We start from the raw sequence: 11859 nt of genomic DNA on the forward strand, positions 1-11859 counted from the left end.
CATATTTCGCCAAGCCTTTGCTTGCTGATGCCGAAAGTTCTGGAGGATGGTTCTATGAAAGCAAGATGCGTGGAATGCGGCGCTGCTGCTTCGCTGGCGGCGAAACCGATGCGATATGCCTGTCACTGCGGCGGACTGCTCGAAGTCGTGCACGATTTTGGAGATGCGGACGCGGAGCGGTTAAAGGATCTGTTCCATCGGCGGCTCGGCGAACGCCACACCATCGGCGCTAGCGGCGTATGGCGCTACAAAGAGTTGATCGCGCCCGAACTTCCGGACGCGTTCATCGTAACGAGAAACGAAGGCAATACGGGAATTTACGGACCCGAATGCGTGCGCGAGTTCGCGGGGATCAGACAGCTGTGGTTGAAAGCGCAAAGCGAGAATCCAAGCGGTTCGTTCAAAGACAACGGCATGACGGCCGCCGTATCGCATGGCGCGAGCTTGGGCTACGCAAGCTTTGCCTGTACCTCGACCGGGAATACCTCCTCCTCCCTGTCCATGTATGCCGCGACGGCTGGCGTACCGTCGCTCGTGCTCGTACCGGACGAAGGCATATCGCTGAACAAGGTGCTGCAGACGCTCGCGTATGGCGCGCAGGTCGCTGCTTTTCCCGGCACATACGACGACGGCATTAGGTGGCTGAACGAGAACGGCGAGAAGAACGGCTGCTATGTATGCAATTCCGTGAATCCGATGCGGATCGAAGGTCAGAAAAGCATCGTCTTCGAGCTTGCCCAGGACTTGAACTGGGAACTGCCGGATTGGATCGTCCTCCCGGGCGGCGCGCTCAGCAATGCATCGGCGCTCGGCAAAGGACTGCGTGAATTGTTCGCGCTCGGATTCATTGCCCGGCTGCCGCGGGTGGCCGTCGTTCAAGCTGAAGGCGCCGGCCCGTTTCACCGGATGGTCGACGCGTCATTAAGCACGCTGATACCGGAGCCGGCTCCCCGAACCGTCGCGAGCGCGCTCAATATCGGAAACCCTCCGAGCTGGCGAAAAGCGCTGGAAACATTAAAACTGACGGCCGGAGTAACGACGGCCGTCAGCGATGCGGAGATTATGGCGGCCAAAGCCTGCGTCGACCGCAGCGGAATCGGCTGCGAGCCGGCTTCGGCGGCGGCGGTCGCCGGACTGCGCAAGCTCGTGCAAGGCGGCGTCATTCACCGCGACGAGACCGCTGCTTGCATTTTGACCGGCAGCTTATTGAAGGATACGAACGCGATTAACAGCTACCATCTAGGTGCCGATTACTCCGAGGCGCCTTGGCGCAACGGGATTCGCCGCGTGAAGCTGAACGAAGAATTTCAAGTCAATTTAGAAGAGTAATTTACGGACTTTACGGATTGATCACGCAATGAATAACCGGTTCTTGAGTCCTACGTTTGCTTAATCGGTGAGTTCGGCAAGGTGACGGTGAACGTCGTCCCGACGCCTGGCGTGCTGCTCGCCGTAACTTTCCCGCCGTGCAGATCGACGATGACTTTCACGATGGACAGTCCGAGTCCGCTGCCGCTGCCTTTCTCGCGGCGGCTGCGGGCTTTGTCCGCCTTGAAGAACCGTTCGAAAATATGCGGCAAATCCTCTTCCGCGATCCCGATGCCGTTATCCGAAATACAGACGGATGCCCCCTCCGGGGTCGGCTTCACTTCCACCGACAGCGTGCCGCCTTCGTCCGTGAATTTCAAACTGTTCGTAAGGATGTTCATCCATACCTGGGACAGCAGCTCTTCGTCTCCGTTCAGCATGACGCGTTCATCCAAATTGATATCCATCAATATATTTTTCTCCGTCCAAATCGGCTCGCAGGCGAGAATCATGGCCCGCACTTGCTGATCGAGGCGGAACGGCTTCGGATGGATCTGCTGTTGATCCGCTTCCAGCGTCGTCAGCTTCATCAGATTGTCGCTCAGCTTGGACAGCCGTACGCTCTCGGTTTCAATAATGCCCGCGTAATGGTTGCGCTGCTGGTCATCCAGTCCATCCTGCTGAAGCGCGCGCGCGAATCCGCGAATCGACGTCAACGGCGATTGAATCTCATGCGACACGTTGGAAATGAACGCTTGGCGCATCTGTTCCATCTGATTCAGCTCCACCGCCATGTCGTTGATGCTGGTAGCAAGTTCCCCATAATGCCCGGGCATCTGTTCGGCCTTGTCGATCGTCACCGTGAAATCGCCTTTGGACATGCGCCGGATCGCCGAAATATACACATAGATGCCGCCTCGTTCTTTCCATGGCCGGCCGATGAGCAGCATCAGAATGAACATCAGCAGGAAACCGAAGAAGACGGTCATGACCTGCTGCCAGAAATCCCGGTACAGACTCGGCGCTTTCTCTTCGATGAAGAGAGCGAATCGCTCGGAGCCGATCGTGATCGGCATGCCTACGACCGCCGTAGCCTCGGAGAACGGATATTTCCGGTTCACTTGCTGCACGTCGGACCCGGACAGCACTTGCTGCCAGTCCTCGGGTTTGATCGAGGTGACGAATTCGGGATCGTCCGACCCGCTCGAAGCGAATACGGCGGATGCGTTCGCCGTTCCATACGTGATCGTATAATGCCGTAATTGGGTCAGCTTCGTCAACATCTCCGGCAGACCCTGCGCATTCGCTTTCCCATCAAAGGCAGCCGTAATTAATTGCCCGTCTCGGAGCAGCTGCTTCGTTACGGTCGAATGCCCGTGCTTTTCTTTCACGAAGCCGACGACGGTGAATGAAACGGAGAAACAGAAATACGTCAGCACGTTCATGAGGAGGATGCCGCCGATAATTTTCAACGCTGTCATCCATTTGGACGGTTTTTTGGAAGCGGAATCGTTTCTATTTCGCCTCCGGCCGGCCGGCTGGTTGTTCGACGTCTTGTTTTGGAAAGGTTTGTTTTTGAACGGTCGGTTTTGGAGCGGTCGGTTTTGGAGCGGCCTGTTTTTGAATGGCTTGTTTCTAAATGGTTTGTTCTCAAATGACCGGTTCTCGAAAGCTGTGTTCTCGAATGGTCCGTTATCGGATGGCTTCTTGCCGGATGGGCCCTTCACGCGTTAAACCTCCAATCGGTAACCGAGTCCGCGGATCGTCTGAATGCGAAGCTTGGATCGATCCTCGGGAAACTTCTCGCGCAGCCGCTTGATATGCACGTCGACGGTCCGTTCGTCCCCTTCGTAATCATACCCCCACAGCTGCTCGATCAACTGCTCGCGCGAGAACGTTTTGCCAGGGTAGCTTGCCAATTTGAAGAGCAGCTCGAATTCCTTCATCGGAAGCGTCATGGATTCTCCGTCCAGGGTCACCGCGTATGTTTCCTTGCTCAGCTGCACGCTGCCGACCTGGACGCTTTGCGAAGTCGCGATCCGGTATCGCTTGAGCAGCGCTCGCACGCGCGCCACGAGTTCCAGCGGTTCGAACGGTTTCACGAGATAGTCGTCGGCGCCAAGCTCGAAGCCTTTGATTTTCTGACTCGTTTCGCCTTTGGCCGTCAGCATGAGCACCGGAAGCTCCATATCCCGCCGCAGTTCCCGGCACAGCTCCCAGCCGTCCATGTTAGGCATCATCACATCGAGTATTACCAGCTGAACCTGCGTTTGTTCGAGTACGCGGAGCGCGTCTTCGCCATCCTCCGCCTCGACGATATGGAACCCCTCGCGCGCCAGAAACAACCGCACCAGTTCGCGAATATGGGGATCGTCGTCCACCACCAGTATCGTCGTCACTGCCATTTGCTCCACCTCGTGTCGAATGTCCCGCTTCCCGCGGGTCTTGTTGAACTCACTATAGAATCATTCCATGAACGGAATATGAACAGCCGACGTTACTGACTTCGTTGGTACGCATGAAGCACGGAACCGCTGGGCGAAGCGTCCGCCAACAGCCTAAGCGTCTCGGCAGCGACGCGCTCGGGCGATTGAAGCCTGCCCTGCTCGAAGCTCTCCCGGAAGAAGGATTGCAGCGGAAAAGCTTCCTTGTCCCGTCCTCTTGCCGTCTCCTGCATCCGAGTTTCGGTCATGCCCGGATCGAGCGCATAAGCGAGAATCGGGTACGGCTGCGTTCGCTGCTCGTCGGCGATGCAGCGGGTCAGCATGTTCAATGCTGCTTTGCTGCTGCAGTATAGACTCATCGAAGGGGCTGAATGGATAGCCAAGCTCGACGTTACGTTCACGATCCGCTTCGCAATCGGAAGCTGCTGCGCATGACGGACAAACGCGCTGCTCAGCGTCATCGGCGCAAGCAGGCTGGTCTGTAGGTGCCTTGACATTTCCGCCGCGCTCAAAGATTCGATTGGACCGAGCGGTTCGAGCATCGCCGCGTTATTGATCAGCAGCAGCTCTTCGCCAGGATCGGCTGCCAGCTCGCGGAACAAGCGGTCGGCCATCGCTTCCGTTTGCGCGGAATCCGATAAATCGCAGGCGATGGCCGTATAATTCGCAGACCCGGCAAGCGATGGCGAAGCAGATCGCGAAATGCCGTAAACCCGATAGTCTTGCGCGAGCAGCGAGGCTGCGAGCGCTTCGCCGATTCCTCGCGAAGCGCCGGTTACGACGGCGGTTTTGCCTTGCGTTGGCATAGAAGACCTCCTTCATTATTGGCGCATGCGATTGCCATCCATTTATTGTAACATACCGGGACATGCGCGCGGCCAACGTATCCGACTTCCCGCAACTCAGCACGGCAGCGTATGCGGATGCTTAGCTCCGTTGCTGCTTCAGCCGATTCATTTCCTCTTCGATTCGGCTCGTATCGATGCGGTGGAACAACAACGCGAGCTGCTCGATTCGTATTCCGGCCGGGATATAGGCAGGTTCCCAGACCGGCTCTTCCAATGCCAAAAACGTACGTATGCGTTCGCAGGCGAACGGGATGAACGGGTGCAGCAAGCGGGACAAATTAACGATGAGCTGCGTGCAGGCGTGAAGCGTGTCTCCGCATGCGGCTTTATCGATTTTGAACTGTGCCCAAGGCTTCTGTTCGTCGTAATATTTGTTCGCGCGCCGGACCAGATCTAAGATCTGCTCCAAGGCTTCCTTCAATCGGCCCTGTTCGATCAACGCGCCGGAGGATGCGAAGAGCTTCTCGATCGCCTTGCTCCATTCCTCGCTCACAGCGCCTTCCGGTACGATGCCGTCGAATGATTTATCGATGAACGCCAGCGTCCGATTGACGAAATTTCCGAATGCCCCGAGCAGCTCCCCGTTATGACTGTGAATGAATTCCCGCCACGAGAAATCGGTATCCCGCTTCTCGGGTCCGTTCGCGATCAGGAAGTAGCGTATGGAATCCGGCTGATATCGGCTCAGCACGTCCGGTACCCATACGGCCCAGTTGCTGCTGGTCGAGAATTTCTTGCCCTCCAGCGTCATGTATTCGCTCGAGATGATCCGATCCGGCAGATGGAGTCCGCCTGCTCCCAGCAGAATCGCCGGCCAAATCAGCGTATGAAACGGGATGTTGTCTTTGCCGTGCACGTAATAAGCCGTAATCTCGTTGCGTCCATCGAGCCAGAACGACTCCCAGCTGCCGCCGGACTCTGCGCTCCACTGCTTGCTCGCCGACAAATAACCGCTGACCGCTTCGATCCAAACATAGATTTTCTTGTCCTCGAATCCTTCCAGCGGCACGTCGACGCCCCAGTCCAAATCCCGGGTAGCGGCCCGGTCTTGGAGACCTTCCTCAAGGTAGCGTTTCGTCAGCTGCACCGCGTTGTCCTTCCAGTCCTGCGCGTGCGCCGCGGCGTAATCGGTCAATGCCGTTTGGAACTTCGACAGTGCCAGATAATAATGCTCGGTCTCCCGCTCTATCGGCGGATTGCCGCAAAGCTTGCATGTTCTGTCGATCAGATCGGACGGATCCAGCAGCGTAGAACAGGATTCGCATTGATCGCCGCGCGCGCGGTTCCCGCAAACCGGACATATCCCTTCCACGTAGCGGTCGGGCAGGAAGCGCCGGTCCGTCTCGCAATACGTTTGGAGCGTCGATCTCGCATACAAACAGCCGTTCGCCAGCAAATCCAGAAACAACTGCCGGACAACGCGATGATGATGAGGCTGATCCGTCCGCGTATAGCAGTCGTACGTAAATCCAAGCCGTTCGAAGCAGTCGGCAAATTCGGCATGATAACGATCCGCGATATCGCCCGGCGCAACGCCCTCTTGCAGCGCTTGAACCGCAACCGGCGTTCCATGGCAGTCGCTTCCCGAGACATACAGCACCTCTTCGCCTTTCAAACGAAAATAACGGGCCAGCACGTCGCCGGGCAGCAAACTCGCCAATCGTCCCAAATGCAGCGAACCGTTCGCATAAGGCCAGGCGCCTCCGATGAAAATGGTCATTTCGGGTTCCTCCTAAAGTTTTGTTTTTCTAGCCGAGTACTTCGGCTAGAAAAACAAAACTACTTCGAAAGCATAAGCTTAAGTTTTGTGTGCGAAGCCTAGCCGAGTACTTCGGCTAGAAAAACAAAACTACTTCGAAAGCATAAGCTCAAGTTTTGTGGGCGAAGCCAAGCCGAGCATTCCGGCACATTAAACAAAACAGCTTCGAAAGCATAAGCTTAAATTTGGTTGTGAAACAGCTAAAACAGAACGCAAAAAAGCTCTCATCCCCAAAGGGACGAGAGCTGTGCTCACGCGGTACCACCCATTTTCGTTCATGCCTCGCGGCACGCCCCTCTTCAGGTACGACGCATTCCAAACCAAACCGAATGCGGGTATACCCTAGCACGGTAACGGGTGCGGGACCCGGCGCAGCCTACGACCGCAAGCGGTTTCGATGCGCAGCTCGGAGACCATATTCCCAAGGTTCGCCTTTACCCCTTCTCAGCTGCCGGGGCTCTCTGTTCCAAAGAACTCGCCTAGGTACTCTTTCTCTTCATCGCTATTTGAATATTCCGATTATTCCAAATCATAGTCAATTCGGTATTCTAAGTCAAGCCTATTTACCCGCCGAATACCATTTCGGCACGATGCGATCAAATCCGTCATGATCGTCGAGTACCCGTTGAATCCGCGCCAGCATGTCATCGATTTCACCAGGCACCACCTGCAGCGTCCAGACGACCGATGAAATCATCGTCATGCCCAAGTACAGCGAATACAGCCGCCAAAATGGTTCATTCGGATCCCCGAGTCCATGATAGCCTTGGATTTGCCCGATCGCGAACGGAACGCTGACCTCGGCGCTGAACATGCCTACTTTCACGAATTCATGGACGGGATCGCCCCAGTCGCAGCGGTTGAAATCGATCACGCCGGACAAGGCGCCATCTTTCACGATCAAGTTCGCGGGATGAAAATCGTCATGCTGAAAACGGTTCGGCCGATCCTCCATCAACCGCAGATGATCGTCGAGAAAAGCGAGCAGCTTCGCTTCTCCGCGAATGGATACGCCGCAGCCGGCATAAGCCGTCCGATATCGGCGATGTTTCGCAAGCATTCTCTCCTGCCAAGAAGCCATCGGCACCGGGCAGCCGATTCGGTTCAGGAGCTGCAGCTCTTCGCCGGCTTGAACGCCGATCGCGAACTGGACTTGCTCGCTCAAACTCGGAAGCGCCTCGGCAGCCTCGTCTCCGTCGATATAAGTGACGATCATATAACCAAGCTCCAGTTCGGGAAGAACGCCGATGGCAATGGGCTTGGAGCATTTCGCGCCGTTCGCCGCAGCAAGCAGCAGATTGTCGTATTCCATCCGTTTCCCTGCTTCTTGGCTGATCGCGTATGTACGAAGAATCGATTGCGGTCGGCCATCGCCGCCGTATACGACGTATTTCACGTCGCTGGAATAGCCTTTATTCAAATGCTCCAGCCGAGAGCTGTCGTTCAAGTTCGATATCCGGCCGCGAAGCAGTTCGGCATCGATCCGCTTGTCGTTCCCCATGTGCAGCACCCCTTCTCGCATCATTATGTTCACCGCTAGTCCAGACACAAACAGACGATTGCGGACTGCAATCGCCCTGCCAATCGCCTGATTATGTTCGATTGCTCCCCGCAGCATGCAGCGCGGCCATGTCCGCGAGCATCGCCGAGCCTATACCGGCTGCGTACCGCGCCAAGTCAACAGCCAGGAAGCCCTCTCCGAGCACGAGGCCGCCGATCGTCGTATGACGGATGTCGTTCAGCCAGTCCGCCTGATAGAGCTGACTGCATTCGATCGCGCAGCAGAATAAGAAGCTGACGGCCCCGGCGAATCGAATACGGCGGCCAGGCCGCAGCAGGCGGCAGCCGCAATATATCATCGCCGCCCACAGCGCATCGCCCGCATGCTCTGCCAGCCAAGGCGGAAGCTGATCGGCGAAACGCCTGGAAGCAAGCCCCAGCACAATCGCGCCTAGCATCGATAGGGCGTACCCTATCCTTCTCCGGGTCTGCGGCATGACCTGCTCACTCCCTCCGCGGCGCCTCCGAAACTAGCGCTCCGCGTACCGCTAGTAAGGCAGATTATCCTTCGGCTGCTCCTTCTCCTTGCTCTTCCCGACGAATTCCAGCACCTCCAGCAAATCCGGCGGCTGCAGCAGCTCCACCGGCGACATGCTGCGGTCGAACTGGAAGAAGTCTCCTTCGATAAGCGCGACATAACGTCCGTTGTAAGTGGCAAAATGAATCGTTTGCCCGAACTCCGCAAGCGGGCCCTTCACCGAAACATCGCCTAATTTAAACGCGACGCTGAGATTCGGCTGCAGCTCCACGAGACGCTCCGCCGCCGCGACGACCCGCTCCTGCGGCCAGGATTCCTGCAGCTCGCGCTTCTCGCTGGCGGCCCATGCCTCGAATTGGTTCGCCTCTTGCTGGCGTTCCTCGCCTTCATGCCCTTGCCACTTGTCCTCCATGTAATCGTGGACCATCGTCAACACTTGTTCGCTCATCAGTTCCGGCATCGCCTTCTCATAGCTGATAAACCGGAGGAAATCCTCGAAATAGCGCGCATGCGATGCTTGATGGATTTTCAGTTCCCAATACTCGAGCATGCCCTCTTCCGGCATATGCGGATATTGAATCGACTTCATGTTACGCGCGCTGATGGCCATTTCCACATGGGAGATCAAATTCCGTTCATCCGTGATGCGGGCGATCTTCGGTTCGAAGTCGCATTTCAGCACGAACAGAATCGGTTGATCCGTATGACGATTCGGTGTCGCGTGCACGACGATGAAGGCGCCCCCCCGAACGGCCGCCGCATCCATGTACAATCGGACCAGCTCATCGGCAAAGCCATGAAATTCCGAAGCAGACTCCGACGTGCGCAGACGTTGGAATGTATTGTAATTGGGGTTACTGTCAAGATCGTAGCCTGGCTCCACGATGAACTTGCCGATTTTGGTCGGGGCCGACTCCGTGTTCGGATGACGTTCCGCCTTCCGCTTCACGATCCGGGTAAATTCCCCGTCGAGGAACGATTTCAGCTCGCTGTCGGCATAATCGTAACGATCCATCGTTTGATAATGAGAGAATGTCTTGGCCGCGTTGTTGTCGCCGCCTTCTCCTTGAATAACGAAAAATGACAAGTATTCTACGATAAAATCCATCCGATGCATGAACCCCTTTTGCCTAGATTATTTCCGATACGGTAACGCAACGCTTCAAGTCATTAGCATAGCATAATTCAAGTTCGGCTGTCCCGGCCGTTCCGCGAAAGTTGGCACCTCTGCTTGCAAATCCAATGCCTTAAGCAGCCCGGTATGCCAACAGGCGCAAAAAGTCCGCCTGCCGATAAGCAGACGGACGATGGACGCCAGTAATAACTACGCAAATCAGATCGCGGCTGCCGGTTCGGCGACCAGCGAGGTCAGTTCGCCGCAATACAGCAGCTTCAGCTTATGCAGCGCGCGCGTGCAGGCTACATAGAGCAGTTTCGCATCGTTGTCGCCGAATCGATCGGCTTCGGCATCGCCCACGAGAACCGCGTCGAATTCGAGCCCTTTGGCCAGGTAAGCTGGCACGACGGTCAGACCGCCGCCGTAGGCTTCCTGCTTGCTCTGGACGAGCGCCGTCTCGATACCGGCATCCTTAAGCGTTCGCGCAATCGCTTCGCACGATCGGATGTTGCGCCCGAGTACGGCGATCGTCCGGTAATGGCCGGCTTGCTGCCAATCCCGTACCGTCTGGACGACTTCCCGCAATCGTTTCTCGTCCGTCTCCATGGGGACGACGTCGACAGCCTCCCCGCTCCGGAACACCGGAACGGCCGGCTTTACGCCGTCGCCCATGCCGCCGAGCACGCGATTGGCGAAATCGATGATTTCCATCGTCGACCGGTAGCTCCGATCGAGCTCGAAGTAGCCGGTGTCCGCTTGCGGGAACAACGCCGTCAGCTCCGTCCAGCTGTGAATGCCGGCATAGCCGTGAATCCCTTGCTGCAAATCGCCGAGCACCGTCATGGAAGGCTGGCGTTGACATTGCTTCAGCGCTTCCAGCTGAAACGGCGAGTAATCCTGCGCCTCGTCGATGACGATATGATCGTACGGCGACCCGTCGAAACCGTTCAACCGCACTTGGATATAGACGAGCGGCGCCAGATCTTCCGGCCAAACGAGCTTGCCTTTCAACAGCTTGATCGTAGCGGCGCAGCTTTTGGCAGGGAGCAGCGACTGGGCCGAGGGCTCGCCGAGCAGCGCGCCGTACAGCTGGGCCGCCGTCGGCGACGGGATCTTCTTCGCATACGCGTTCAGCTTCGTATTCAGCTTGGCTTTGAGCTTGCTGTCCGTCTGGCGGCGCGCCTTCCACTCCGATTCCAGCCAGCGCTTCAGCCGGCTGACCAGTCGAGCGCGGCGCTTCATGTACGGCTCGCTGCTCTCGTCCGTAGCGAGCCACTCGGCGATCATGGCCGGAGTCACGCGCCAGCCCGGCATCGGCTCGAAAGGCTCGTTCGGAATCAGCGAAGCTTCCGTAAGCGCAAGCTTGGCGTCGATAATCGCTTTGAACGCGAGGCTGCCTTTGACCCGGCCCGTCGAGGCCAGCAATTCGTCGCGCGTCCTCGGCTGCTCGAACCAGTAATTCATCGGATCGTACGCTTCGTCGAGACGAACGGCCTGCTGCAGCTGCTCCAGCGACCAATCCGCGAACGTCGTTTGCAAGATGTCGCCGACGCCGAGCTCCGGCAGCACGCCGGAAATATAATCGAGGAACATCCGGTTCGGCGCGAAAATGACCATTCGGTCCGCGCGGATGCTTCCTGCGTAACGATAAAGCAAGTATGCCAGCCTGTGCAGGGCGACGGTCGTTTTACCGCTTCCCGCTACCCCTTGGATGAAGACGGCCTTGTTCTTATCCGTCCGGATAATGCGGTCCTGCTCCTCTTGGATCGTCGAGACGATATCGCGCAGCTTGTTGTCCTTGCTCTCGCCGAGCCGGTAAAGCAGGAATTCGTCCGTTACGCTCTCCTCTTCCTGGCCGCGCACGTAACTGTCCACGACGCGCTCCAGCTTGCCGTCGCGCACCATCAGATTGCGTTTCAGATGAACGGTTCCTTCGACATCGCCTTCCGGCGATTCATAAGAGACCGGCGCTTCGCCTCCGCTGAACGCATAGAACAAACTGGCAACAGGCGCGCGCCAATCCACGACCAGCACTTCGTTCGACTTCTCGTGGGCGACTCCCGCTTTGCCGATATAGAGCGGCTTCGGGTCCGGCTGCACCGTTTCTTGAAAATCGATGCGGCCGAAATAAGGCTCGCGCTCCGCGACGGTCAGCCGCTGTTCCCGCTGCTCGCGCTGGATCTCCAGCATCTGTTCCGTGAAATCGTTGCCGGTGTAACGCGGGCCGATCTCCCTCAGCTGCTTGCGGATGTTGTGCAGCACCTCGTCGATGCGCTTCGCCTCTTCTTGAAAGGCACTTTGAACGGTCATGTCAGTTACCTCCCTCTGCGACTGCAAACCTTGCG

The 11859-nt window shown here is 57.1% G+C and carries 9 protein-coding genes and 1 other annotated feature; of the genes, 1 reads left to right on the plus strand and 8 read right to left on the minus strand.

Annotation, left to right across the window (positions count from 1 at the left end; genetic code table 11):
* Positions 1-54: 54 nt before the first annotated feature.
* Complete coding sequence (thrC, locus tag GZH47_RS03350) at positions 55-1329, plus strand: threonine synthase (RefSeq protein WP_162638533.1); 1275 nt, start codon at positions 55-57, stop codon at positions 1327-1329.
* A 50-nt stretch (positions 1330-1379) separates the two neighbouring features.
* Here thrC and GZH47_RS03355 read toward each other — a convergent pair whose 3' ends face one another.
* The 8 genes from GZH47_RS03355 to GZH47_RS03390 form a co-directional block, all read right to left on the minus strand.
* Positions 1380-2780, minus strand: a complete 1401-nt coding sequence (locus tag GZH47_RS03355; RefSeq protein WP_225446349.1) for a sensor histidine kinase — start codon at positions 2778-2780, stop codon at positions 1380-1382.
* A 258-nt stretch (positions 2781-3038) separates the two neighbouring features.
* Positions 3039-3707 (minus strand): response regulator transcription factor, encoded by a 669-nt coding sequence (locus GZH47_RS03360; protein WP_162645053.1) that lies wholly within the window; start codon positions 3705-3707, stop codon positions 3039-3041.
* Positions 3708-3805: 98 nt separating this feature from the next.
* Positions 3806-4558, minus strand: a complete 753-nt coding sequence (locus GZH47_RS03365; protein ID WP_162638534.1) for an SDR family NAD(P)-dependent oxidoreductase — start codon at positions 4556-4558, stop codon at positions 3806-3808.
* 121 nt (positions 4559-4679) lie between these two features.
* Complete coding sequence (gene metG, locus GZH47_RS03370) at positions 4680-6320, minus strand: methionine--tRNA ligase (protein ID WP_162638535.1); 1641 nt, start codon at positions 6318-6320, stop codon at positions 4680-4682.
* A 270-nt stretch (positions 6321-6590) separates the two neighbouring features.
* Positions 6591-6868: a binding site (T-box leader), on the minus strand.
* Between the two features lie 50 nt (positions 6869-6918).
* Positions 6919-7860 (minus strand): aminoglycoside phosphotransferase family protein, encoded by a 942-nt coding sequence (locus tag GZH47_RS03375; protein ID WP_162638536.1) that lies wholly within the window; start codon positions 7858-7860, stop codon positions 6919-6921.
* 91 nt (positions 7861-7951) lie between these two features.
* Entirely contained in the window at positions 7952-8317 is a 366-nt protein-coding gene (locus tag GZH47_RS03380) for a ribosomal maturation YjgA family protein (RefSeq protein WP_225446351.1), read from the minus strand.
* A gap of 90 nt (positions 8318-8407) precedes the next feature.
* Entirely contained in the window at positions 8408-9505 is a 1098-nt protein-coding gene (locus GZH47_RS03385; protein WP_162638538.1) for a DUF3900 domain-containing protein, read from the minus strand.
* A gap of 225 nt (positions 9506-9730) precedes the next feature.
* Positions 9731-11824: a HelD family protein gene (locus GZH47_RS03390; protein WP_162638539.1), complete on the minus strand. Its 2094-nt coding sequence runs from the start codon at positions 11822-11824 to the stop codon at positions 9731-9733.
* Positions 11825-11859 lie beyond the last annotated feature (35 nt).

Origin of the sequence: Paenibacillus rhizovicinus, from assembly GCF_010365285.1 — a bacterium.
GTDB classification, from domain to species: Bacteria; Bacillota; Bacilli; order Paenibacillales; family Paenibacillaceae; genus Paenibacillus_Z; species Paenibacillus_Z rhizovicinus.